Raw genomic sequence first — 25904 nt, 5'->3', positions numbered from 1 at the left:
AAGAATGCAACAGAGTTTAGATTTTTCACACGAAAGAGACCTCACAGTAGACGACTTAGTTAGAAGAGTGGAAGCGTACTATCCAGACGCTGACTTCGTTAAACTAAGAAAGGCCTTTCTATTTGCTGAAAAAGCGCACTCTGGGCAAAAGAGAAGCTCTGGTGAAGATTATATCATTCACCCGATGAACGTTGCTGCCACTCTAATCAAGCTTCACATGGACCTTGATACGATTATGGCAGGATTCCTTCACGACGTAGTTGAAGACTGCAATATCTCTCCTCAGGAAATTGAAAAAGAATTTGGAGCTGGAGTTGCTGACCTGGTTGTCGGTTTGACAAAAATCGGGAAGATCAAATTCAAAACGAAAGAAGAATCGCAAATTGAAAACTTCCGCAAGATGGTCGTGGCCATGGCCAAAGACCTTCGTGTCATCATCGTTAAGCTTGCCGATCGCATGCATAACATGAGAACGCTTCAATACGTTTCTGATGAGAAACAAAAGAAGATCGCTCAAGAGACTCTTGATATCTACGTTCCTCTGGCAAGCCGTCTGGGGATTAACTCGGTTAAGTCGGACCTGGAGGACTTGTGCCTTCGTTTCCTTAAGCCGGAAATCTATTACCGTTTAGCTGAAAAAGTTTCGATGAAAAAATCGGAGCGCGACGCTTATATCAGAGACGTTATTTCAAACATCAAAGAAAAGCTTCTGGAGTACTCACTTCACGCTGAAGTAAAGGGACGTCCGAAGCATTTTTATTCTATCTATAAGAAAATGACTTCAAGAGGCGTTGATTTTGAACAGGTTCAGGATTTACTGGCCTTCAGGATCATCGTTTCGAACATCACTGAATGTTATAAGGCGCTGGGGATTATCCACTCGTCTTATACGCCAATTCCAGGGCGCTTTAAGGATTACATCGCTATTCCTAAGGTCAATAACTACCAATCACTCCATACAACGATTATGGGGCCAAAAGCTGAACGTATTGAAATCCAGATCAGAACAAGCGAGATGGATGAAGTTGCTGAAGCAGGGGTTGCGGCTCACTGGAAATACAAAGAAGGTCTTGCTGGTAAAACAGCTCCGAAACTTGACTGGGTTCAGGAACTTCTTGAATACAACAAAAACTCAGATAACAAAGCAGAGTTCCTGGACGTTATTAAAAACGACCTGGATCTGGATGGTGTATTCGTCTTCACTCCAAACGGAGACGTAAGAGAATTAAAGTATGGAGCGACTCCACTGGATTTCGCTTACGAGATTCACACTGAAGTTGGGCACCACTGTGTTGGTGCAAAAGTTAACGGAAAGATCGTTCCTCTTAGACACATTCTTAAATCAGGAGACTCGGTAGAGATCCTGACAAGTAAAACTCAGACGCCGTCGAAAGATTGGTTAAATATTGCGAAGTCTTCTAAGGCACGCAGTAAAATTAAACAATGGCTCCTTAAAATTGAGCGCGATGAAAACAGAGAGCTTGGTCGCGAGATTCTGGAGAAGGCCTTCAAGGTTTTTGGAACCAGTATTAAAGCGCTTAAGAAAGGCAATGAGTTTAAAGAGATGTTCGATGAGCTTCACATTATCGACGAAGAAGAACTATGTGTTCTTGTTGGTTCTGGAAAGCACACGGCAAAAAGTATTATCGAACACATTCCATCTCTAAAAGAGGCGGCCGCTAAAGCTGAAATCAAAGAGCTGGATGATAAGATCACAGAAATCGAGTCTTACTCAGATAAGATGACGAAAAACGTGCGCAAGAAGTCTCTGTCAGACAATGCCATCATTGTAGACGGAATGAGCGACGTCGTTGTTCGTATGGCCCGTTGTTGTAACCCAATTCCGGGCGACAGTATCGTGGGCTTTATCACTCGCGGACGCGGGATTACTGTTCACACGGCCCAATGTAACCGTGTCGATGCAGAGTCACTTATCCGCACGATCAGGGTTTCATGGAATAAAGGTTTCAGCTTCACTCACCCGGTTAGCGTGCGAGTGATGACTCAAGATAAGCCAGGGATTCTGTCCCTGATTTCAAAAACCATTAACAACGCCGGCATCAATATCAGAAGTGCCCTTGCCAAATCTATGCCTGATAGAAAGGGAAGTTTTATCTTTGAAGTTGAAGTTAAAGACTATAGTGAACTTTTAAAGACGATCAGTGCGATTGAGTCTTTGGAAGAAGTTATTTCTGTAACGCGCGTTTAGTGATTAATAGAAATTCTTAATCGGCGATTTCTGATCCCAATAGATCAGGAAGAGTTTTGTACGGATCAGTTTGAAAACTTCCGTATAAAGGATTTTGATATTCTTAAAACTTAAATAATCAGAAGGCACTGGTGTAAAGAAGAATTCAAACTTTTCATCTTCAAGCATCAGAGAACTAAAAATCATTTTGATTCTCATAATGTGATAGTCACTTGAGATAACCAGGATTTTGTTCAGACCTCGGTTAGAACGAAGGTATTTAAGCGTTGAGACAACGTTTTCCACCGTGTTTCTTGCCGTGTAGTCCAGTTCGATATGGTCAGTTGTTTCGGCCGGGTCAATCGGGTTCATAATCGTGCGAACAGAGTTCTTCTCATGAACACCAGTGATAAAAACATTTGGTTGTTTAAATTCCTGCGCCTTTTTAACGGCAAATTCAATTCTCTTTGGACCACCCGTGAAAACCACGATCAAATCAGGTGGACTCTGGACGAAAGTCGAGACAGAGTTTTTCCCTTCGTTTCTTGCGTCCAGAAGTAAAATGGCACAAGCAAATGAGTAACAGAAGAAGAGAGAGGTCAGAATGATCACCACGCTTAAGAAGTGGCGATACATTCTGGTTCCCTTAGATTCAAATACGTATTTGCTTTTTAAAATCATAGTGTCCGATAACTGGTGGCTATTTAGCTGCAATAACTTCGATTTCTACGAGAGCTCCCTTTGGAAGCTTAGAGACTTCAACAGTACTTCTTGCAGGGTATGGAGCCTTAAAAAATTCAGTGTAAGCAACGTTCACAGCTGCAAAGTTGCCTAGATCTGTTAAAAAGATCGATGTCTTAATGATATCTTCTCTTTTAAGATTTTGTGAAGTCAAAAGGCCATCGATGTTCTTCATAACTTGATTCAATTGCGCATCAAAGCCGTTTGCCAGCTCTCCAGACTTTGGTTCAATACCAATTTGGCCTGAAAAGTAATAAGTTCCGTTTACAGCGACGCCTTGCGAATAAGTTCCAACAGCTGCTGGTGCTAGGTCTGTTGCGATAATAGTTTTGTTCATAAAATTAACCTTCATGTAGGCGGAACTCTTAAAAAAGAAGTTCCGCGCGTTTTATTTCCAGACGATGTAAAAATACTCCATTGGAGTATTTTACCGCCTACTCCCTGTTGCTCATTTTTTTGTCTGACAGAAGTGCTGACAGAACACACATATTGACGATTTCAGTAACAGTTGCTGTTCTTGGAATAATGTTTGCCGGCTGATTCATTGGAAGAAGAATTGGCCCAATAGCATTCGCATTTCCAAGTTGAGCAAGAAGTTTGTAACTGATGTTCGCTGAGTTTAGTTCAGGGAAGATCAGGATGTCGCTTGGCCCATCAAGAGTTGAGAAGCTAAACAATTTATCCATTAATCCCTTGTTAACAGCAACGTCCGCTTGCATTTCCCCTTCAACCAGAAGGTTCGGATAGCGAGTTTTTGTTAACTGAACAGCGCGCTTAACAACTTTTGCTCTTTCAGAGTCGTTTGATCCGAAGTTCGAGAACGACAGGAAGGCGATACGTGGTTCGCGCTTCATAAGTTTTCTGAAGAGTTCAGCTGTACCAGCTGCGATCTCACAAAGTTGGTCTTCATTTGGCTCAATTTGAACCGCACAGTCTGCAAAGAACAGAACGCGGTTCTTGAAGCTCATAACGAAGATACCAGCAGCGCTTGCTTTTTCTTTTGTACCAATAACGTGCATTAGTGGCGGGAAACAGTCAGCGTAGTTTAGAGTTGGACCAGCGATAACAGCGTCAGCTAAGCCGTGTTTAACCATCATCGAACCGAAATAGTTCTGGTGGCTCATAAGCTCTTCTGCGTGGTAAACCGAAACACCACTTCTTTGTCTTTCTTTTGAGTAAAGACGAACGTAGTTTTCAAACTCTTCATGCTTTCTTGGATTGATCGTACGGACATCGTCCTTATATTTTTCAAGACCAAGCATGTCCATTTTTTTGTGGATAGCTTTCTTGCGTCCAAGAAGAATTGGTTCGATTTTATCTTCTTCAACCAGTTGCTTAACTGCTTGGAGGATACGTGTGTTTGTTCCTTCAGCGAAAACAACTCTGACTTTTTTGCCAGACTTCGCCACGTAAGTGGCCAGGCGGTCGCGAAGAGATTTCATGAACTGAGCAGAGTTGCCCATACGTCCTTCAAGGGAGCGGGCATAAGCGTGAAGATCGTCGATGTTAAATCTCGCTACACCTGAGTCCATAGCAGCTTTTGCTACCGCTGGAGTGACACGAGTTAATACGCGTGGGTCAAATGGCTTAGGGATCAGGTAGTTCTTACCAAATTTAAAGTCTTCTCCACCGTAGGCCATTTTTACTTCTTCTGGAACTTCTTCTTTTGCCAGACCTGCCAGGGCGTGAACGGCCGCTAGTTTCATCTCTACGTTAATTTTTTTCGAACGTGTATCCAGGGCCCCTCTGAAAATGAATGGGAATCCTAGAACGTTGTTAACCTGGTTAGGGAAGTCTGAGCGACCTGTTGCCATAATAGCGTCATCGCGTACAGCGTGAACTTCTGCCGGGTAAATTTCCGGATCTGGGTTGGCCATGGCGAAGATGATAGGGTTTGGTGCCATATCTTTAACCATCTGCTGAGTGACTAATCCTCTGGCAGAACAACCAATGAAAACGTCAGCTCCCACCATCGCGTCGCCTAGAGTTCTTGCTTTTGTTTCAACGGCAAATTCGTCTTTGTATTTGTTCATTCCTTCTTTGCGGCCCTTGTAGATCGCTCCGTTAGAATCGCACATGATCAGGTTTTCTCTTGGAAGACCTAATTCAAAGAATAATTTTGCACAAGAAATCGCAGCAGCTCCAGCTCCTGAAACAGCAACTTTTGTTTTCTTGATATCTCTTCCAGTGATCTCAATAGCATTTAAAAGCGCGGCCGAAGCGATAATCGCTGTTCCGTGCTGGTCATCGTGGAAAACCGGGATTTGCATTTTTTCAATTAACTGTGTCTCGATTTCAAAACACTCTGGAGCTTTGATGTCTTCAAGGTTAACACCCCCGAAAGTCGGCTCAAGAGCTGAGACAATTTTAACCATTCCTTCAACGGTATTTTCGTTAACTTCGATGTCGAATACATCGATGTCAGCAAAACGTTTGAAGAGTAGACCTTTACCTTCCATAACAGGTTTACCAGCAACGGCACCGATGTTACCTAAACCTAAAACGGCAGTACCGTTAGAGATTACAGCAACCAGGTTTCCTTTGGCAGTGTACTTGTAAGCAAGCTCAGGGTCTTTGGCGATTTCCAGACATGGCCAAGCAACTCCAGGAGAGTAAGCTTTAGTTAAGTCCAGTGAAGTGAGAGTTGGCTTAGTCGAGATAACCTCGATTTTACCGGGGCGCCCGTCGGCATGATAGTCTAGGGCCTGTTGTTTTTTTTCGTCCGCATCGTTTCTTTCAGTGCGATCATTTCGTTGATTACTCACGGTCAATCCTCTTGTTAAATGGAATATTTACGACCGAAGTAGGGTACGCCTTAATACTCTATATGCAAAGAAAATAGCATGGTTTTTCATTGCACAATAAGCGAAGAAAAGCTAAAATGGGCCTATTAGAAACCTAGGGGTGGTAGACCATTGTCTGTCTGAGAAATACCCTCGCACCTGACCAGGATAATGCCTGCGTAGGAAAGGAGAATCATGAATACACTCGCGCGTCCTCTCGAAAAACTAAAATCTCTGACAATCTTTGAAATCGTCCTCACATTAGTGCTCGCTGTGGCATTGGGTGTCGCATTCTGGGGTTGGACTTTTGTTTATGATCTGGCCAAGCCTTTTTTAAAAGTGGCGGGGTTGAGTTACCTCGTTGCAGGTTTTTGGATTCTTGCTTCGGTTTTAATTCCTCACATTGTGAGAAAGCCAGGAGTCGCTTTAATTGCTTCACTCATGGCCGCTTTTATTGAGAGTTTACTTACTCACTGGGGGCTAATGTCTGTCGTATGGGGGCTTGTGCAAGGACTTGGTGCTGAGGTTGTGTTCTTAGTGTTTTCATACAAAAGATGGAACCTGTTTGTTCTTATGTTGGCCGCTGGAGTGTCCTCTTTTTTCAGCTACACTCTTGATTATTTCTACTACGATTATAAATCGTTGAGCGCCGGACTTAATCTGCTTCAGTTATCGACTTATATTATTTCGTCGCTCTTTTTTGCAGGCCTTTTAAGTCATTTATTAGGGAAAAGATTAGTGAGACTTGGAATATTGGATCAGTTCCTGATTGCCAAAGATCAAGATGTATAAGTTATCACCATTTACTTATACTTTTGCCGGACGTTCAAAAGCTAAAAAAATATTTTTAGATTCAACTCTTATTTTTGAACGAAAGGACACTGTCGCTATCATTGGACCTTCTGGCGGCGGGAAGTCGACTTTGCTTAAAATCCTTAAAGGGATTATTCCTGAATACAGCAGTGGTAAACTTGAAGGGGAAATCCTTTTTAATGGGCATCCACTGGATGGAGCTTATTTTCAGGAGAACCTGCAAAAGATTCTCTATCTTTTTCAGAATCCATTTTCGCAGCTGATTTATCCAGGGACGGAAGAAGAATTTCTATTCTCAATGGAAAACTTCAATTTTACCCGCGAACAAATGGACCGCGAAAAAGAGAAGTTCGAAAAACTTTTTAATTTAAAAGCTATTTGGGGGAAAAAAACTTCTGAACTCTCAAATGGAGAGTGCCAGAAGTTAGTGTTGGCTTCTATGCTGGCGATTGGTCCGGATGTTCTTCTTTTAGATGAACCGACGGCCTTTTTAGACCCCGCTGCTCGCAAAGAGTTTTACCACTACCTGGACGTTATCAGGAAAGATCGCCTTCTTATTATCGTCGATCATCATGTAGATGAAATTAGGCCGCTGATTAACAAAGTGGTTTTTGTCGATTACGAAGGACGTATAACTCCCGGGGCATTTACAGAAAATAATTTTGTGGTTGAAAACATCACTCTGCCAAAACCAAAAGCGGTGGAAGATGTTAGAGTGACTGCTTCTGACCTTAGTTTTTCTTACAGTGAAGGTCGCGAGCTTTTAAAAGGCGCCAATGCTGCTTTTAAAAGTGGTGAAGTGGTCGCAGTCAGAGGAAGAAATGGGGAAGGAAAGAGTACATTCTTTAAAATCCTTTCAGGAATTCTCAAACCAAAGAGTGGGCAGGTTCTTCTGGAGAAAAACGGAAAGTTTTATAAAAACGATAAAGTTTTCTCCCATGTCGGTTTTGTTTTTCAAAATCCAGAGGCCCATTTTTTCTTTGATACCATTGAGGAAGAACTTAAGCAGAGTTTTCGTGCTCTAAGTAAAGAGCACACTGAGCTTAAAGATGACCTTCTGGCCCGGTTCTTTCACGACATTGATTTAAAGAAATCTCCTTTTCTTCTTTCAGAAGGAGAAAAACGCAGGCTTTCTATTTTAATGACAGTCTTTTTAGAGAAGAGCCTGATTCTGTATGATGAGCCAACTTTTGGACAAGATCAAAAGTCGATAGAAGAAATTATTGTCTTAATCAGAGAACTTAAAAAACTGGGCTTGATTCAAATTTTTATTTCTCACGATGATTATTTTATTGAGAAAATTGCGGATCGGGTTCTGATCTTAGAAGCGGGGAGGCTGCATGAAGTTCCTCGAAGCTAAAGTTGAATTTATCCATTCTTGGTATTTGCTAATCATCAGTTTTTTTACCTTCATCTTTTTATTGGCCTCTAATGTCTTATGGGCGAATTTTGCCTTAACGTTGTTTATGATCTTTCTTTTTAAAAAGAATGGGCTTTCAAACCGCGTGCTGCTAAAGCTTTCATTTTATGCAGGCTTTTTTGCTTTTATGTTTCTCCTGCTCAACCTGCTTTATCCGGGGGAGAAGTTAAGAGTTGGGGAGCAGGTGACGATTTTTTCATGGACTGTTTATAAAGCGGCCTTAATGAATGGATTGCAGAATTTTGCCCGGCTTTTTATGCTCACACTTGTGTCGATGAGTTCAACTTACACTATCATCTACACCAAGGTGATCTTGTATCTTATTATTCATAAAGGTCTTAAGGTCATTATGGGTTATCCATTACTCATCGCTCTTAATTCGATTTTACTTTTTAAAGAAGAGTTTGATCGGATCAGGCTTTCGGCCCGTTTTAGAGGTCTTGGTTGGTGGGACAGGCTTTTTGTTCTTTTTCCTCTTCTCGTTTTTGCGATCAGGCACTCGCAGCGCGGATCTCTCTCATTAGTTACCCGTGGGCTCAATCCGAATAAGAGTTTTTACTTTGGGTACGAGCTAAGTGCCCGTGATCGTAAATGGTTACGCGCTTTCTTCCTGTCCTATATAGTCCTTGTTGCTATCGCTATTTATTTTCGATAGAATGAGTCTATGACTATTACACAACTAGAATATGTTCTCGCCGTAGATAAACACCGTCACTTTGGAAAAGCTGCTAAAGCTTGCAACGTGACTCAACCAACACTTTCGATGCAATTGCAAAAAGCAGAAGAGGAACTGGGAGTCGTGATCTTTGATAGATCAAAAAACCCGATTCTTCCCACAGAAGAAGGAAGCCAGATTATCAATCAGGCCCGCACTGTTCTTCGCGAGTATAAAAAGATCTTCTCGATTATCGATGCGAATAGAGCAGAAGTCAGAGGGGATTTTAGACTGGGAGTCATCCCCACTCTTGCTCCTTATGTGATCCCACTGTTTGCGGCCAGTTTTGTAGAGAAATACCCGGATGTAAAACTGACGATTGAAGAGTTTAAAACAGAAGACATTATTGATCTTCTCGGTCGCGATGAAATCGATGCAGGGCTGTTGGTAACGCCTATTCAGGGGGAGAACTTTATTGAACGTGTGCTCTTTCATGAGCCTTTCTCTGTTTTTGCTTCAGACGACCACCATCTTTTAAAGAAAGCTAAAGTTAAAGATAAAGACCTTGATACTTCTGATGTGTGGCTTTTAAATGAAGGGCATTGTTTCAGACAGCAGGTTTTAAACTTATGCAAACTTTCCCGTGATAACGGACTTCACGACAACCTGAAATTTGAAAGTGGAAACTTAGAAACACTTAAGAATATGGTTATCAATAGCAGTGGATACACTCTTCTGCCTGAACTCGCCGTCCTTAACCTTTCAAAAGAAGAAAAAAAGCACGTGCGTGAGTTCCAGGCACCGATTCCAACCAGAGAAGTGTCCCTGGTTCATAACCGCATTTTTCTAAAAGAAAAAATCATTACGGCCCTGGAAGAGTCTATTGTTGAAAATCTTCCAGAGAGCCTGACTTCACTTAAAAAGAAAAATATTGAAGTCATTTCAATCGACGCTTAATAATGATTAACATACCGATGATTGAAACATCTCATCTTATCCTGCGAGGTCATCATCGGGATGAAAGAAATGCTTTCATAAAATCTCCTCGAACGATAATTGTTTAATGAGGTCATTATGACAGAAAGAATTTTATTTTCTGGGCGATTGAAAAAAAGTTTTAAGGGGATTGAATTGTGTCTAAATAAGTAGACAAAAATATCACAAAAAAGGCCTGCAGAAGCAGGCCCTAAGTGATTGTTACATCTTTTCTGGAGGTGTGATTCCAAGCAGATAAAGCCCTGTTTTAAGGGTGTCTGCAAAGGCCTCTAGTAGGCTTAAACGAGCCGCTCTTAAGTCTTCAGTCTCGGCCTTCATAACAGAAACCTCAGTGTAGAAACGGTTGTACGCTTTACATGTAAAGAAGAGGTGGTTGGCAATCGTTGATGGACGGTAGTTGTCGCAAGCATTGATTGTCACTTGGTTAAAATCGTATAAGTGTCTCATCAGGTCTCTTTCAGATTCATGAGTCAGAAGATCAAGGTGAGCTAGGCTTCCTTTTAATCCTTGCTCCTGGGCCTTTCTTAGGATCGATTGAGTTCTGGCGTAAGAGTACATTAAGTACGGGCCAGAGTTTCCTTCAAATGAAACCCACTCCTTCGGGTCAAAAACGATTTCTTTATTCGGGTCTGCTTGAAGCATTCCGTATTTAATCGCTCCAACTGCAAGCTTGTGAGCAGTGTCTTCTTTTTGCTCTTTGGTCCACTCGGCAGAGTACTTCTCAAGGTACGTGTTGATCTCTTCGATAACTAGGTTAATGAGTTGAAGGAATGTGAAAGAGTTTCCGGCACGCGAAGACATTTTTCCGTCCGGACGAACAACCATTCCGTAAGATAAGTGGTAACACTTCGTTGCTTGAGGGAATCCCATTTTTTCTAAGGCGTAGAAGAGTTGCTTGAAGTGGAAGTTTTGCTCACTTCCTACAACGTAAATGGATCTATCAATAGCGTACTCGTTAAATTTAACTTTCGCTAAAGCTAAGTCTTTTGTGATGTAAAGAGTTGTCCCGTCTGATTTTCTTGCCAGGAAGAAACCTAGTTTTTTATCAGACATATCAAAACCAATTGCTCCTTGGTCTTCTACAAACAGGCCTTTTTTGATGTATTCATCAACGATGGCCTGAGAGTCTTCACTTACCTGTGACTCATAGAAAAAATGATCAAAGTGAACATCTAGCCACTTATAGATTCTGTCGAAATCATCAAGACAATACTGACGAGTCACTTTCCAGATATCGTAATACTTTCCAGATTTGTTTTCGATTTGTTTTAAGATTTCAGAAATCTCTTTGTTGTATTGAGTTTTTGTTGCTTCATCTGGAGCATCTTTAAGCTTGTTGTTAGCTTCAACATAACGCTGACCCAGCCATTCGGCTTTGTTTTCGACGTTTTCAAGTTTCTCGCTTCCTGTGTAATTATCAACGGCCCATAGACATTTCGCAATGTGAGTCCCTTCGTCGCCGATATAGTTAACCGGAACAACGTTATAACCATTGTATTTGAAGATACGGCAGATACTGTCTCCAAGACATACGTTTCTTCCGTGACCTACGTGGAACTCTTTATGAGTGTTTGGTTGAGAGAACTCGATCATTACTTTTGTATTGTTGTGATCTTTATTGGACTTTAAAACTTTAAAGCCAGAGCCGTTTACGAGCGTAGGAATAAGGTTCTTTGCCACTTCTTTTTGGTTGGTGAAGATGTTTAAGAAAGCACCTTTTAAAACGACGCTCTCAACCCATGGGTTCTTTTCTTCTTCCAAAAGTCTTTTTAATTCTGTTGCCACCTCGTTAGGATTTTTTTTAATGGCCTTAGCAAAACGAAAACATGGAAGAGCGTAGTCACCTAATGCTTTTTCAGGTGGCTGCTCTAGTGTCCTGAAGAAATCAACTACCGTCAGTTCAGCTGGAAGGTTTGCTTCAATTTTCCCCAAGGCCTTAAACAGTGATGTGGCCAGAGAGCATTTTGCAGGATCGTAATTAAAGTTTTCTAACTGATTCAAAATCGTATCTCCTAACGGTATTATAAAACATTTACTTTTGATTGCAGTGACTGGGCGATAAAGCAGTTCCGGTGAGCTTTCTCGTGTAATCCTTTCATTTGTTCTTCTGTTGGAGTCTTATCTCCAGAAAAAACAATTTTAGGCGTCAGGTTGATTTCAGTAACTGAAAATCGTCCTTCGGCATTTTTGCCCATAATCGCTTCGGCTTTACAGTCGTAACTTTCAATTACAAAACCCATCTTAGCCGCGATAGCTAAGAAGGTCATCATGTGACAGCTTGCTGTTGCTCCCGCGAGAAGCTCTTCCGGGTTGGTCATATTGGCGTTGCCAAAGTACTCAACCGAAGCAGAGTTTTTTAAAGTCTGGTTTCCTGAAAAATGCAGAACGTGATCGCGGTTAAGTTTCTCGTACGTAAACTCCGCGCTTTCTTTTTTCCAGTTCAAGTTGATAATATACTGACTCATTATTCTTTTACCTTGTACTCAGCTTCAACAGTCGTACCACTAAATCCTTGGTCGTATCTTTTTGGATGCCTGATCTTATTTGTGATGACAAATTTTTCTGATGATTCACCACTAAGGGCAACAAGCCAGCTGATGATGACCAGGACTTGATTCGTGTTCCAGTAGGCAACAGTTGCAAGAGTTGCGACTAAGATTCTTGGTGCAAAGAAAAATCCTAGCCACCATAAAAAACCACCAAACTCAACTGAACCTACTAACAGTCCTGATACTAAGAGAGTTAGACGTGGGAAGAGTGCAATCGAGAAAAGAAAGAACCATCCGTGTTTGCTAAAGTAATCAATTTTCCCAAATTCTACGTCCGTGAAATTATACAAAAGTGTAGAAGCGCCGGTGATGGCGAGGAAAATAATGGCAATTTTAAATAAGGTTTTCATAGGCAATACTCTACCAAAACACATGGCGATAAGAAATTAAAAAGAGGCTTACCCTTGACGAAAATTAACCTGCCCACAACTTAATAAATATGAAAACAACACATACAATACAGTCTTCAGAATTTTTACCAACCTTAGTGCTTAAAAACACCGTACTTTTCCCGGACGTGACCCTGCCGGTTCTCGTCTCAAAGTCGGTTAGTTTAAACGCACTACATCGCGCCATCGATACGGATAAAGAGAGACGTTTCGTCGCTCTGACTCTTAAAGAGGGCGCCGAAATCGACAATATTAAGTCTTCTGACTTCTATACAGTCGGAACCCTTTGTATTGTGGAGCGCATAGAGAAGAACGAGAGAGGCGAGTCCATTGCCTACGTTAGATCAATCGAGAGATTTGAGGCCAAGACGATTCAGTTTGAATCGGCCTTTAATTCATGGGCGGCGCAAGGAGAGCTCGTCCCAGATCATAAGGATCTCGATGCGGCTACGGAAAAGGCCTTGCTTACAAGTTTAAAAGAAGTCTCAAGAGAAATCTTAACTTCAATCAATGCGACCGAAAATTTTAAACGCACCCTTGATGATTTTAAGGATGCCGGTCTTTTTACTAATGTTGTGGCCCAACATCTACCGTTGATTATTGCTAAAAAACAGGAAATCCTGGAGCTAGCTTCAGTGAAAAACCGTTCATTAAAAGTCCTGGAACTTTTAGTTGAACAACGCGAGATGATTAAAGTTAACAACGAAATGGGTTTAAAGATTTCTGAAAAAACCAGCAAAGCCTACCGTGAATCCATCCTGCGCGAACAACTTCGCACTATTAAGGAAGAACTAGGAGAAGGAGACTCGGCGGACGAATCTGGTGAAAAGAAATCATTAAAAGATAGAATCAAAGAAGCGAATTTGCCTAAAGACGTCGAGAAAGTCGCACTGGAGCAGGTGAACCGCTATGAAAATATGGGACAGCAAAATGCTGAATCCCATGTTATCAGAAACTATCTTGAACTTATTTTAGCTCTTCCATGGAACGAAGAAGCGAAGGGTGAACTTGATTTAGATCTTGCTCAAAAGATTTTAGATGAAGAGCACTTTGGTTTAGAGAAAATTAAAAAACATATCGTACAGCACTTAGCTGTGATGAAGCTTTCGCCGAATAAAAAAGGTTCAATCCTTCTTTTCGTCGGTCCTCCTGGTGTTGGTAAAACTTCACTGGGGCAAAGTATTGCTAAAGCTCTGGGCAGAAAATTTGTCCGCGCCGCTCTCGGTGGTGTGAGAGATGACTCTGATGTCAGAGGACATAGAAGAACTTATGTTGGAGCAATGCCTGGTCGAATTATTGAAGGAATCAGACGAGCGAAAGAAAAAAATCCAGTTTTTATGCTGGATGAGATCGATAAACTTGGTCGTGGATACGGAGGAGATCCGGCCTCCGCACTTCTTGAAGTCCTGGACCCGGAACAGAACTCTACGTTTACCGATCAGTATTTAGATTTACCTTTTGATTTATCAAAAGTGTTTTTCATTGCGACGGCAAACTCGCTGGACACTATCCCAGCTCCGTTACTAGATAGAATGGAAATTATCCAGCTTTCTGGTTACACGACAGATGAGAAGCTGCATATCGCAAAAAGCCACTTGCTTCCAAAGCAATTAAAGGAGCATGGAATGACTCCTGAGAAAGTTCAAATCTCAGACGAAGTTCTAACAGGAGTGATCGCTGATTACACCCGCGAGGCCGGAGTGCGCGACTTACAAAGAAAGATCGCCCGCATCCTACGCTCAGTGAGTGAAAAAGTGGTGAAACATGCCGATCAGGAAAAGTTTATTGTCGATAATGCCATGGTGGAAGATGTTCTAGGTCTCGATAAAAACTCTTACGAGCTGGCACAGTCTAGTGCTACCGCGGGAGTTGTCACAGGCCTTGCATGGACACCTGTTGGTGGTGACATTCTCTTTATAGAAAGTGCCATGATGCCGGGAACTGGAAAAATCCAGCTCACAGGTAAATTGGGTGAAGTCATGAGTGAGTCGGCCCACATTGGTTTAAGCCTCGTGCGATCAAAACTTTCTAAACTAGTGCCAGGGTTTGATTTTTCTAAAACTGATTTTCACATTCACGTTCCATCAGGATCGATTCCTAAGGATGGACCGAGTGCTGGGATCACAATCTTCACAGCATTGTGTTCATTAGTGCTTGGCAAAGTGGTGGACCCAAAACTGGCAATGACCGGTGAAATCACATTGAGAGGAGCGGTGATGCCGGTTGGTGGGATCAAAGAAAAGCTGATTGCAGCTCACAGAGCGGGCATCAAGCGCGTGATCCTGTCGAAGAGAAATGAAAAAGATTTAAGAGAAGTTCCAGCGATTGTAAAACAGGAGATGGAATTTATCTTTATCGAAAATATTAATGAACTGACACAAGCTGTGTTCGGAAAAATGTCTCCCCCTCATTTTTACGAATCACTACTGGGGCCTCCTTACGTAGAGGACTTCGGTATGAAGAACGAAAACGGTTTCTGATAAAAACGTTTGAGCACTGATTGAAAGATCAGTGCTTTTCTATGCGTTGAAATCTTTTTCGCTCTAAAAGCTACAAACAATGCGAGGAGGAAACTAACCGACAGGTTCAGGAAACCTATCAGGATAATTCCTAAGGCAGCTCTGATGAACTCTGGACTTTTAAGGGATTCAACTCCTAATGAGGAAACAGCAGCCGTCAGGGCCCCCGTTGAGAGGGTGACATGGCGAACTTCAAGCGGGATTCCGATAAATTTTAAAATTTCAGGCATTAATCCGAGCAAAAATCCCAGTGACACACTTCCGGCAATGCCGGTAATTTCGTGATCAAAAAAATGGGCCACTTTTTTAGCGCCGTCAGCAGTCAGGACTGTTTTAATTTTTTTATTATTCGTGATCAGGTAATTTAACTGGTGAAAACTATACCAGTTTGTCGTCCAACCCGCGATAACACTTGATGACCAAAGAAGGATTCCAGTGAAAGCTCCGTAAATAATAGTCGGGCCAAGAATGTCTGTTGAGTGCAGAGTGTAGTAGGCAGTATCAGGAGAAAATAACCAGTGCCCAGTCATAGACATGCAAATATAGTTGATGATTAAAATGGCCGGAATAACTGCGGCCAGGTTTCCAAAAACGGCTGCAATTTGTGTCCTGGTAATATAAACAATCTCATCCGTTACAGCTTCAATACCTTCGCGGTTTTCGGCCAATTCAAGTTTTTTAGCAAGTGCAGGAGCCGTAGCTGCAGGTTGTTTGGTTGCCAGAGTGAAACCACACATTTGAATAAAGAGAAAACTTCCCGCGTAATTAATTGTGGAAAAAGCCCCATAGAAGAACTTGTTGAGACCAATCATTCCTAAAAGGTTTTTAAGTAAGACTGTCAGTGCAGTTAGAACCCCACCGCCCATCGCACTCTTAACCATTTTTACATACTCTTTTTTATCCTTGGCAATATAGTGTTCGCCGGCCTGAGAGTTGTTTTCAATAATTTTCTGAGCAAGGAGAGTGGCGTTGTTGGAGTAAATCCCCATCGCATTTCTTTGCAACAGGTTTTGTTCAACTAATTCTGCGACAAAGTGAGAAATTTTCGTTCTGGTTAAATGTCCAGTGCTGACAATGTCTAGGAGTGTATGCGTTCTTTTTAAGAAGAGTTTCATTCTCTCTAGTTGGAATACCAGATGAGTGCTTACTCCAAAACGATCCAAGTGATGGTAAACTTCACTAATGGCCGCTTGAGATTCCATGAGAAGATCAAGCAATTCCTCATGCAGCTGTTGAGCCAGCGCAGAGTTGTTGTTTTCGCTTTTGGTTTTTAAATAAAGGTTTAGTTTCCCTGAAAGATAAAAGAAGGGGAGTGACTTCATTCTTTTATGAGGGATGCGCTTTCTGATTCCTGGGCTTAAGCCTATTGCGACGATTTGAGAGATCAAATATATCAGCGCTTCTTCGATATCACTTTTTAAGTGCGGGTAAGTTTCATGATTCGTATCAAATAAAGTCGTGAGTTTTTCTAATGTTTGTTCATCCAGTGATTTTAACCATTGAACATCTTCTTCATCTGGAAAAAGTGTGATCATCAATTCGCTGAGCTGGTGACCGATGGGTTTTTTAGGAAGTATTTTTTCCGTGAGCTTATCTACAAGTTCGCCAATCAGACCAATTTGAGACGGCAGACCGACTTCACAGAAGAATTCAATAGAGGAAAGCTCTTGCAGTGTCAGAGTCAATGATTTTTGAATTTTTTCTTTTTTGTCAGGATTGCGTTCGAGAACCATGAAGAGGTACTTGATTTTTGTTGCAGCCGCTTTTTCAGGAGCGTCCTCAAATAAACCAGTGCCTCTGATCCATTTGACCAACTTTTGTAACCATTCAATGCGATTTTCAAGAGTGGTGTGAGGATTGGCTTCGCTTAAGATGAGGTCGAGTGAAGTTTTTTTATTTTCATCGACCTCGTATTGCTTGTATTTTTTAAAGATTGAAATAAGTCTATTGAACAACATGAGGCATAGTGTACCTCAATTTTTACTTCATAACTAGATTTTTAATTCCTACTGCGCCAAGCACCTTTACGCGGTTCGTTTGAATTTGAATTGAGTTAATTCCTTTTCCTTGTTTAAAGAGAGTCCATCCTGACTTGTTGTCTTGAGCAAGTTGAACTTCGTATGATCTTCTTTCACCTGTTGCACCATTGTAAAGAGTGTCGACAATAACCATTCCACCTTGTTCTCTATCAAAGTTACTGCTTTTTAGTCTCATTAGAACGTGCTTATCTCTTTGTTCTAAAATCATACCGCTTCTCATGATGACTGCTGGATCAAGAAGGTCTCGGCGAACTTTTGCACCATTCTCATAAACGTCTTTATAGAATGCACGGATTGTTCTTCCGTTTGGAGAATCAACGATTAACTTATATGTAGTCGATTTGCTTTCATCTTGAGAGACAGTCGCTAATACCTTCTCAGAAGCTTTCGCCACATTAAAGATTGAAATCATAATTGCTACTGTACAGATCGCAGTTGAAGAAATGATTGATTTTAAGTTCATTGTTTTTCCCCTTTCAAAAAAGAATTTTGATGCTCCCGTCTTTGCACGGGCAGTGCCAAAAAAAAGGTTGAATTCGGTGTTATTCTAGCACCGAAAAACTCAGGTATTGGTGTCCTCTGGTCACCATGTAAAAAATACCTGGGGCCATCAAAAAAGTAGTCACTTGATAAGGCGCTGATTCATGCCAGAGGAGTAGAGGTTGCTTAATGCAAAGATTGCAAAATGAAAGCTCTCAGGCCCCAAAGAATTACTGGAAAAAACTGAGCTTCTCAAGCAGAATACATCCATTATTTCTTTTTCAATGGATGAAAAATATGTTCAGGCAGGCAATGCTCTTTTTATCGCTGGTCTTCATGCAGGTTCAGGCCGCTGAAGTAAACGCACCGATCGCAGAGAAAATTCCAACCAAGTTAACCAAACACAAAGACACCAGAATCGACAATTATTTTTGGATGAAAGACAAAAAGAATCCAAAGGTTATTGAACATCTTAAAGCAGAGAATGCTTATACCGAAGATGTCATGAAGGATTCCAAAGACCTTCAGGATAAACTTTACACAGAAATGCGCTCTCGCGTGAAAGAGGACGATCAGTCGGTTCCTTATCTTGAAAGAAATTACTTTTACTTCACTAGAAACTTTCAAGGAAAAGAGTATCCGGTTTACTACCGTCAGAAAAATGCTCTAGGTGCAAAAGAAGAACAACTCCTTGATGTCAATGAGATGGCCAAAGGACTGGACTCTATTTATGTAAGTTTTCCTGATTTTTACAATGATGAAAAGACTTATGCCTATGCCGTAGACACAAAGGGCGACCGAGTTTTCACCATTTATTTTAAAGATGCAGAAACTGGAAATCTTCTTTCGCAAAAGATTGAAGGCGTGACTGGGAATTATGTCTGGGCAGAGACTGGAAAAGTTCTTTTCTATACAAAACATGACCCGGTAACACTTCGTTCAGATAAAGTGTACCGCTATGAACTTGAATCTAATAAAAGCACACTTGTCTATACAGAAAAAGATGAGAAATTTGAAGCTAGCATCGGAAAGACTCTGAGCCGTGATTATGTTTACATTTATAATGGAAGCACGCTTTCTTCTGAGGTAATGCTTCTTTCTTCAAAAGATCCATTCGGGAAATTTAAATTGTTCTCTCCACGTAAAAAAGATCAGCTTTACTCTGTTCTGGACGGAGGGGACCGCTTTTACATTTTAACAAACTGGAAGGCCAAAAATTTCCGTTTGATGGAAACTGCAGTAAAAGAGACGGCCCAAAAGAATTGGAAAGATGTCATTGCACATAGACCAGATGTTTTTATTGAAGAGGCTTCTGTTTTTAAAAATTATATCGTTCTAAGTGAACGCTCTAATGGTCTAACTCAGATAAATGTTATTAAGCGCGGAGAAAACAAGGGGACTTATATTAATTTCCCTGACCCGGCCTACAGTGTTTACTCTGCGATGAATCCAGAATACGACTCAAATATTTTCCGTTATGGATTTATTTCCATGAACAGGCCAACTTCTTTCTATGACTTTAACTGCGAGACAAAACAGTCGAAGCTTTTAAAAGAAAAAGAAGTGCCGAAGTACGATTCTTCCCAATATGTTTCAGAAAGAGTTTTTGCTACGGCTAAAGATGGAGTGAGAATTCCTATTTCTCTAGTCTATAAAAAAGGCTTCAAAAAAGACGGAACAAATCCATTGCTAGTTTATGGATACGGTTCATATGGAATGAGCTCTGATCCCTATTTTGCTTCAGGACGTGTGAGTTTGCTTGACCGCGGTTTTGTCTACGCGATTATTCATATACGCGGAGGAGCAGAGATGGGAAGAGCGTGGTATGAAGACGGAAAATTCTTAAAAAAGAAAAACACTTTCACCGATTTCATCGCTGGAACTGAGTATTTATTAAATGAAAAATACGGCAATCCTAAAAAGGTTTTTGCTAACGGTGGAAGTGCCGGAGGTCTTTTAATGGGAGCTGTTATTAATCTTCGTCCGGATCTCTACACTGGAATCGTGGCCGAAGTGCCATTTGTTGATGTGGTAACGACTATGCTTGATAGCTCACTTCCTCTCACGACTGGTGAGTATGAAGAGTGGGGAAATCCTAACGATAAAAAATATTATGAATACATGAAGAGCTATTCTCCTTATGATAATGTTAAACCGATGGATTATCCAAATCTTTTTGTCACAACAGGATTAAATGACAGTCAAGTTCCTTTCTGGGAGCCGACGAAGTGGGTTTCAAAAATCCGTGATATGAGGACAGATAAATCAAAAATCTTGATGATGAAAATTGAAATGGATGTTGGCCACGGTGGAAAAAGTGGACGCTTTGAATACCTCAGAGATGAAGCTCTCCAATATGTTTTTTATTTAAATTTGGCAGGAATTAAACAATAACGGTAATGTCATCAGGTTTGTGAAAAATTAGTTTGAGTACCCTTATCGCCTTGAGTTTAAAAAATAAGGTTGTCTTAAAACGCGGATTAGTAAAAACCGGTATAATGAAAATGAAATGAGAAAAAATATAAAATCTTTCCTGATAAAAATGACCTTTTTTTGCTTGTCACTGATCGTATCGGTCGCGGCCTGCGAAGTCGCTCTTAATTTTCTCCTTAAAAAATACCAGATGCCCTATACCTATGCCTCAGTTTCAAACACCCACCATAAGGGTTTTAATGAAGAAAGAATGAGAAGGCATGAGGACATCTATGAAATGTACAATTCCTTGCCAAGCAATTTGGAAATTATCACTATTGGAGATTCGTTTACCAATGGAGGAAATGTCGAATGGGAGCAAAGTTATCCCTTCCGTCTTTTTGAAAAGCTCGATAAACGATTTCCTGTTTCCAACATGGGGATTTGTGAAGATACAACAAAAGGCACTTACATGCGCCTTTCCCATTATTTTGAAAATAAAAAGGACCTCTCTCGCAAGTCAATCGTCGTGGTTTTAGTCGGGGCAGCCGACATGTTTTATGAGACGGGTAAAGAATTTGAATCTTTTTATAAAGAGTATGTCAGCGGTAATCATATTACTTCTCAATCTATCTCTTTTAAAATCGAGGATGAACTTTCTTTTTTCTCAAAACTTAAGACTGTTAAAATGACAAAGTTCGTTTTTAACTGGGCCCAAAACAAATTTTTCGATGATAAAAATAAGGCGGTAAAAAATACCCTGGCTGAAAGACTCCAATACTGTTTTGACTCGACAGGAGCAGTTCGCAGAGAGTGTTTTGTCAAACACCTAAGCAAAATTAAAACAGCTTTTAAAGATGGCTACAGTAAAATCTTCTTTAAAAAACTCCAGGACACTATTATTAGCGTTAACTTGAGAGATAAAGATGGAAGTGAGGAGCGCATTGTGGAGGACTTGTTAACAGCGATCCATGTTTTCCCGCGTATGCTGGCTGCTCCAAGTGTTTTATACAATCTTGCTTCGTATACAACTCTTCAAAGCCATTACTCACTGGAACTCGATATTATTCCGTTGGTAAGACACATCATAATGGATGAACGTAATTTCTTTCACGAAATGGAAAAGGAGCAAGACCAAATCAATAAAAGTTCTGCCATGCTTAAGTCAATTGAAAGCTGGAGCTCTTATGGGGCCGAGGCGAGAAAGATCCAGGGCCAATACCATGAAAAAATCATTAACCTGGTTCAAAAGGAAAGAGGAGAGATAATCTTTCTGACCTACCCTGTTGATTACAAGAATGTTAATGCTGCCATTCTCAAGTTGGGACAAAAGGATAATGTGCATGTAGTGAATGTAACGAGCGTTTTTAATGAACTCATTAAGAGTGGTGTTCCTCAAGATGAGCTGATTGGAGATTGGGAACATTGCACGCCAAAAGGTTGTGACGTCATTGCTTCGTCTGTTATAAGTAAGATTGAAGAGATTTCAAGGCGTGAAAAGAAAAATGTGGTATCCTACTAGGAATTAAAATCTTAGAGGACTCATTATGAAATTGACTGCCCCAAGTGCTCCAGCAAAAGAATTTTATACCAATTACCACAAAGAAAAAGTACTCGACCCTTATTTCTGGTTAAAAGAAAAACAGAACCCGGAAGTCATTGCACATTTAAAAAAAGAAAATGAGTATTTTAAGAAAATGCTTTCGCCGATTTCGGGACTTACGTCAAAAATTTTTAAAGAGTTAAAAGACCGTCTGCCCAAAGAAGATGCAGCAGTTCCTTTTAGAAGAGGAGAAGCTGAATTTTTTCATCGCTATGTAAAAGGAAAGCAATATATTCAGTATTGTAAAAAGGTTGGTAAAAAAGTTTCCGTTCTAGTGGACTTCAATAAGATGGTAAAGAAAGATGGGTATCTTTCGATCCACGATATGGGAGTTTCTTACGACGGGCGATACTTTGCTTATTCAGTAGATACCAAAGGTGATGAAGTTTGCGATATAGTGATCATTAGCACCGATACTAAAAAAGTCATTTCGCATTTAAAGAATACTGGTGGAAGCTTCACTTGGTCCAATACCGACATGATTTATTACCTCACGCTTGATGGGCACATTCGTAATGATAAAGTCTGGCGCCATATTTTAGGGGACAGTCAAAAAAAGGATCAATGTATTTTCCATGAACCGGATCAAAAGTTCTTTATTGGCTGTTATGCTAGTAGCTCGAAGAAGTATTTGATGATTCGTTCGGCAGAGAAAGTTTCTTCTTATGTGGCCTATCTTCCTTTAGATGATAAAGGCTCAGCAAGACCTAAAGTTTTCAGCAAACTAAAAAATGACGTCCTTTACAGTCTTGATCATGCCCATAATGGTTTTTATATCAGGACAAACGAAAAGGCTCTAAACTTCAAATTGCTTTTTTGCCCGGATAACAAAATTGATAAAAAGCATTGGAAAGTGATTATCCCACACTCAAAAGATATCAATCTTTTAGGGATGGATAATACAAGCAAGTTCTTATGCGTTTATGAAAGATCGCAAGGACTTCCAAAGGCCCGTATTATCAATAGAGAAACAGGCAAAGTTTATTTTATCAAATTTCCTGAAGCAGCTTACAATATGTCTTTTTCCAGCGACTATTACGAATATGGCGATAACAAGATTCGCATAAACTACTCTTCACCCATCACACCAAAAACAACGATTGAGCATGATCTTGTTACAAAAAAGCAGACAGTGCTGAAAGTAGATGAAGTAAAGAAATTCCATTCAAAAAATTATCAAGTGGAATATGTCATGGTTCCGGGGCATGACAAAGTAAAGATTCCTCTTTGTATCATTTACAAAAAGGGATTAAAGAAAAACGGACAGGCACCGGCCATGATTTATGGATACGGTTCTTACGGTTCAACAATCGGCTATAATTTCTCTCCATCTATTGTGAGTTTATTAGATCGCGGTATGGTTTATGCCTATGCCGGAATCCGTGGAGGAACAGAGTTGGGTAGAAAATGGTATGAAGATGGAAAGTACCTGAAAAAGAAAAATACATTCAAAGATTTCATCAGCTGTTCTGAGTACCTAGTTAAAAAGAAATACACGAGAGCTGATCGTTTAGCGGCTAAAGGTGCAAGTGCCGGAGGGCTTTTAATGGGAGCGATTTCTAATATGCGCCCGGATCTTTATAAAGTCATTTGTGCTCATGTTCCTTTCGTCGATTTAATCAATACGATGTTTGATGACTCTCTTCCCCTTACAAAAACAGAGTATAAAGAGTGGGGAAATCCTCATGATAAGAAATACTATCGTTATATGAAATCATACTCACCTTATGACAATGTGACAGAGCAGGTTTACCCACATATGTACATCACTGGCGGCCTTAATGACCAGCGAGTGACTTATTGGGAGCCAACGAAATGGGCATTAAAGCTTCGCGATTTTAACAGCGGAACTAATGATGTCCTCTTAAAGATTAATATGGGAGAAGGGCATTTCGGAAAAAGCGGGCGTTTTGACAGTCTAAAGGAAGTGGCCGAAGAATACAGCTATGTTCTGACAAAGTTAAAATAAGAGGTGAATGTTCCTAGACGAGACCTGGGGCGACCTTGATGTAGAAAGGCCCAAGTTCCGTAATAAATTTAACAACTAGAACGCTGGAAGTGGATTGAATGCTCGAATCGCGGTTGTAGGTAGGGATAACCATATCGAGCTTCATATTGAGCTTGGCGATTGCAACCTTGCTCTTACCGTAAACAATGTTACAAAATTCAGACACGAGGTCTTCGTTTTCCTTGGTGATCGCAGTGACTTCTTCATATAAAACGCGACTGCAAACTTTCAAATAAGTCTCTTCGGGAAACGAGATGAAGAAACTTCCAGTGAAGTAAGGAGACTTGATAGCAAGTTTTCCGCGAATGGTGATGGCGTTTTCCATCTTTTTATAGTCGAGTAAAAAGGGAGCCGCATGAGAGATCTCTTCACATTGGGCCATCTCTTTAATCGTGCTCATAGTGGATTCGACGAAGATATTGAGAAAGCTAGCATTGCTGATAGTCCCTTCTGCTTTGCTTTTTTGATTTGCTTGATTTTCCGCCTGACGAGTGTCGTTGACTAAGCGGTGGTAGATATCCGCTGCAGATGAAGGCATATTGATGATCTTGGCATCCGTGAAGTTTTCGTCCGCAGTGATGACCTGAAAAGTTTCAAAGTCTTCCAAGGCCAAAAAGATCAGCGCATTTTTTTGCCCGCTTCCTCTGATGTATTTACCAAACTCTATAATAGATTCATTGGTATGAGTGCTATCAAAAACAAAACTTGAAATAAATTTCCCTGAATTCCTCAGTTTTTTAAGTGAATCAATGTCGCGCAGGAATTCAATTTCAATTTCCGTATCAGCGCGCTTTTGCTGATTGATTAAATTGAAAAAGCTTAAGTTTCTAGAAATGACACCAATTTTGTGAATCATGGGAGACTCTTCGGTCGTTTTTTTTAGAATAAGATAAATTAATCTTCAAGAATTGCTAAATAATGTGGATTTATCTAGGGGGATTAGGCGAAACGACTAGCCCATTGGACTTATAGACTAGGCGTAATTTCAGAGGTTGTAGGATGCCATGATAAGAAGGTGCTAGTTAAGTCATTAGAGGCTTACTTACGTTTTGAATTTGGGAGCTCGATACTTTCTTTCTCATTAAAGTTTCAAGTCGGCCTATAATCCTTAAAAGGGGTTTTTGATGAAGAGTTGCGGAGTGCTTTTAGGATTATTTTTATTCTCAATAAGTCTGCATGCTGAAGACCAAGCAGTTTACGTGGAAAGAGCAATATATTCAAGTGGCCTTACAGGTAAGTAAAATGGCCGATTACGCGAATAAAAACAAAGAGTCCATACAGCAGGAAAACGAAGAAATAGAGAAAGAGAAAAAAGCCAAGGAAATTATGCCTGTGGATAAATACGTAGGCGTACCTCAATTACTTCCTCACGGTTCTCCCGTAATCGAAATGTATTCTGATGAGAAATTAAAGCAGTATGGAAATAAAGATGTCTCTCAACTGAGAAAAAAATTTAAAGATTTGCAAACTATGCAAACGAGTCTTGATATTAAAACATTAAACTTGAAATGTGGCAGCGACAATGATTGTGACCGATTAGCTTTTGGTCAAAAAATGTGTGGAGGACCGGTGAGCTACCTGATTGTTTCCAAATTGGATTCACAATATAGCTCGATTGTTGAAAAGCTAGAAAACTATACCAAGCTTGATGGTGAATTTCAGAAAGACCTGGCGGGTTTTGCTGGATTATGCGATTACGTTATGCCGCCAAAAGTTTCATGCTTATTTAATGTCTGCACCGGAGTAGGCAATTAAGAACAATTGGCTGGGATTTATGAAGAGTTTGGGACGAAGTTGAGTTTTGGAGAAGATGTAATTGCACCACTAGCGAAAAGACTAGAAAGCGAATTAAGACTGTCATAATAAAAAAAGGCCTCTGGTAAACAGAGGCCTTTTCTTTTTGAATTTAATTTTAAAAATTAACCTTCTACGTTTGCACCAACAACAGATGCTAGTTGAAGCATGCTGATTGTTTGTCCAAGCTCTAAACCTGTAAAGTCTGTTACTTTTCCAGTTGATTTGCTAGTTACTTTAGTAGCTTTGAAAAGTGGTAGAAGAGTTGCGTCTGCAACGATGAACTTTCCAGCGCCTTCTGCTTTTCCGTTTTCTGTTTTAGCTTGAAGATTGTTTGCCTTAATGTAATCCCAGAATTTTTGAGTGATCGCAGTTCTTGGAAGTTCTGTTGCTCCACAGAAAGCAGCAAGAGTTGTGTTTAACTTAACTGGTTTATTTAACCCGACTTCTGACATGTTTTTTCATCCTTGTTAAAGTGTAATTGTGTGTTGTGGAAATATTATTCAGCAATTTAC

The 25904-nt window shown here is 40.5% G+C and carries 20 protein-coding genes and 1 riboswitch; of the genes, 10 read left to right on the top strand and 10 right to left on the bottom strand.

All coding sequences use genetic code 11. The features are described from left to right. Positions 1–4: 4 nt before the first annotated feature. Complete coding sequence (locus tag ACN20O_RS04895) at positions 5–2209, top strand: RelA/SpoT family protein (protein ID WP_491637750.1); 2205 nt, start codon at positions 5–7, stop codon at positions 2207–2209. Between the two features lie 3 nt (positions 2210–2212). On the opposite strand, the gene ACN20O_RS04890 is transcribed toward ACN20O_RS04895, so the two are convergent. The 3 genes from ACN20O_RS04890 to ACN20O_RS04880 all read right to left on the bottom strand — a co-directional run bounded on the left by ACN20O_RS04890 (position 2213) and on the right by ACN20O_RS04880 (position 5694). After that, positions 2213–2869, bottom strand: coding sequence for a YdcF family protein (locus tag ACN20O_RS04890; protein WP_102244800.1), 657 nt, complete (start codon positions 2867–2869; stop codon positions 2213–2215). 19 nt (positions 2870–2888) lie between these two features. Further along, positions 2889–3266, bottom strand: a complete 378-nt coding sequence (locus ACN20O_RS04885) for a Rid family detoxifying hydrolase (RefSeq protein WP_491637747.1) — start codon at positions 3264–3266, stop codon at positions 2889–2891. A gap of 97 nt (positions 3267–3363) precedes the next feature. Further along, a complete protein-coding gene (locus ACN20O_RS04880) occupies positions 3364–5694 on the bottom strand; it encodes an NADP-dependent malic enzyme (RefSeq protein WP_491637745.1) in 2331 nt (776 codons plus the stop codon). Between the two features lie 125 nt (positions 5695–5819). Next, a riboswitch (TPP riboswitch) is annotated at positions 5820–5915 on the top strand. Here ACN20O_RS04880 and ACN20O_RS04875 point away from each other — a divergent pair. The 4 genes from ACN20O_RS04875 to ACN20O_RS04860 all read left to right on the top strand — a co-directional run bounded on the left by ACN20O_RS04875 (position 5908) and on the right by ACN20O_RS04860 (position 9557). After that, positions 5908–6504: an ECF transporter S component gene (locus ACN20O_RS04875; RefSeq protein WP_491637743.1), complete on the top strand. Its 597-nt coding sequence runs from the start codon at positions 5908–5910 to the stop codon at positions 6502–6504. (Overlaps the previous riboswitch by 8 nt.) Beyond that, positions 6497–7885, top strand: a complete 1389-nt coding sequence (locus tag ACN20O_RS04870) for an ABC transporter ATP-binding protein (RefSeq protein WP_491637741.1) — start codon at positions 6497–6499, stop codon at positions 7883–7885. Before ACN20O_RS04875 ends, ACN20O_RS04870 begins: the two co-directional genes overlap by 8 nt. Further along, entirely contained in the window at positions 7866–8600 is a 735-nt protein-coding gene (locus ACN20O_RS04865; protein WP_491637739.1) for an energy-coupling factor transporter transmembrane component T family protein, read from the top strand. Before ACN20O_RS04870 ends, ACN20O_RS04865 begins: the two co-directional genes overlap by 20 nt. Before the next feature lie 9 nt (positions 8601–8609). Next, complete coding sequence (locus ACN20O_RS04860) at positions 8610–9557, top strand: hydrogen peroxide-inducible genes activator (RefSeq protein WP_491637737.1); 948 nt, start codon at positions 8610–8612, stop codon at positions 9555–9557. Positions 9558–9797: 240 nt separating this feature from the next. Here ACN20O_RS04860 and argS read toward each other — a convergent pair whose 3' ends face one another. The 3 genes from argS to ACN20O_RS04845 are packed head-to-tail and all read right to left on the bottom strand — an operon-like array spanning position 9798 to position 12495. After that, complete coding sequence (gene argS, locus ACN20O_RS04855) at positions 9798–11597, bottom strand: arginine--tRNA ligase (protein ID WP_491637735.1); 1800 nt, start codon at positions 11595–11597, stop codon at positions 9798–9800. A gap of 20 nt (positions 11598–11617) precedes the next feature. Next, on the bottom strand, positions 11618–12061 hold the full coding sequence (locus tag ACN20O_RS04850) for an OsmC family protein (protein ID WP_491637733.1): 444 nt from the start codon (positions 12059–12061) through the stop codon (positions 11618–11620). Continuing rightward, on the bottom strand, positions 12061–12495 hold the full coding sequence (locus ACN20O_RS04845; protein WP_491637731.1) for a hypothetical protein: 435 nt from the start codon (positions 12493–12495) through the stop codon (positions 12061–12063). Before ACN20O_RS04845 ends, ACN20O_RS04850 begins: the two co-directional genes overlap by 1 nt. A gap of 89 nt (positions 12496–12584) precedes the next feature. Here ACN20O_RS04845 and lon point away from each other — a divergent pair, with 89 nt between their 5' ends. After that, a complete protein-coding gene (lon, locus tag ACN20O_RS04840) occupies positions 12585–15014 on the top strand; it encodes an endopeptidase La (protein WP_491637729.1) in 2430 nt (809 codons plus the stop codon). Here lon and ACN20O_RS04835 read toward each other — a convergent pair. Continuing rightward, positions 14972–17011: a site-specific recombinase gene (locus ACN20O_RS04835; RefSeq protein WP_491637727.1), complete on the bottom strand. Its 2040-nt coding sequence runs from the start codon at positions 17009–17011 to the stop codon at positions 14972–14974. The two genes, lon and ACN20O_RS04835, sit on opposite strands and share 43 nt — an antisense overlap. 22 nt (positions 17012–17033) lie before the next feature. Further along, the gene (locus tag ACN20O_RS04830) at positions 17034–17555 is read right to left on the bottom strand and encodes a hypothetical protein (protein WP_491637725.1); all 522 of its coding nucleotides are present in this window, start codon (positions 17553–17555) and stop codon (positions 17034–17036) included. 206 nt (positions 17556–17761) lie between these two features. On the opposite strand from ACN20O_RS04830, the gene ACN20O_RS04825 reads away from it, so the two are divergent. The 3 genes from ACN20O_RS04825 (at position 17762) to ACN20O_RS04815 (ending at position 23556) form a co-directional block, all read left to right on the top strand. Further along, a complete protein-coding gene (locus tag ACN20O_RS04825) occupies positions 17762–19966 on the top strand; it encodes a S9 family peptidase (RefSeq protein ID WP_491637723.1) in 2205 nt (734 codons plus the stop codon). Positions 19967–20114: 148 nt separating this feature from the next. Further along, complete coding sequence (locus ACN20O_RS04820; protein WP_491637721.1) at positions 20115–21506, top strand: SGNH/GDSL hydrolase family protein; 1392 nt, start codon at positions 20115–20117, stop codon at positions 21504–21506. Between the two features lie 25 nt (positions 21507–21531). Continuing rightward, the gene (locus tag ACN20O_RS04815) at positions 21532–23556 is read left to right on the top strand and encodes a S9 family peptidase (protein ID WP_491637719.1); all 2025 of its coding nucleotides are present in this window, start codon (positions 21532–21534) and stop codon (positions 23554–23556) included. A 13-nt stretch (positions 23557–23569) separates the two neighbouring features. On the opposite strand, the gene ACN20O_RS04810 is transcribed toward ACN20O_RS04815, so the two are convergent. Then, positions 23570–24451, bottom strand: a complete 882-nt coding sequence (locus ACN20O_RS04810; protein ID WP_491637717.1) for a chemotaxis protein CheX — start codon at positions 24449–24451, stop codon at positions 23570–23572. A 320-nt stretch (positions 24452–24771) separates the two neighbouring features. On the opposite strand from ACN20O_RS04810, the gene ACN20O_RS04805 reads away from it, so the two are divergent. Next, on the top strand, positions 24772–25350 hold the full coding sequence (locus tag ACN20O_RS04805; RefSeq protein ID WP_491637715.1) for a hypothetical protein: 579 nt from the start codon (positions 24772–24774) through the stop codon (positions 25348–25350). Positions 25351–25514: 164 nt separating this feature from the next. Here ACN20O_RS04805 and ACN20O_RS04800 read toward each other — a convergent pair whose 3' ends face one another. Then, entirely contained in the window at positions 25515–25844 is a 330-nt protein-coding gene (locus ACN20O_RS04800) for an SWIB/MDM2 domain-containing protein (RefSeq protein WP_491637713.1), read from the bottom strand. Positions 25845–25904 lie beyond the last annotated feature (60 nt).

Source organism: Bacteriovorax sp. As-1 (genome assembly GCF_058446905.1).
The sequence above is the reverse complement of the archived record's forward strand: the minus strand, read 5'-3'. Positions and strand labels throughout refer to the sequence as shown.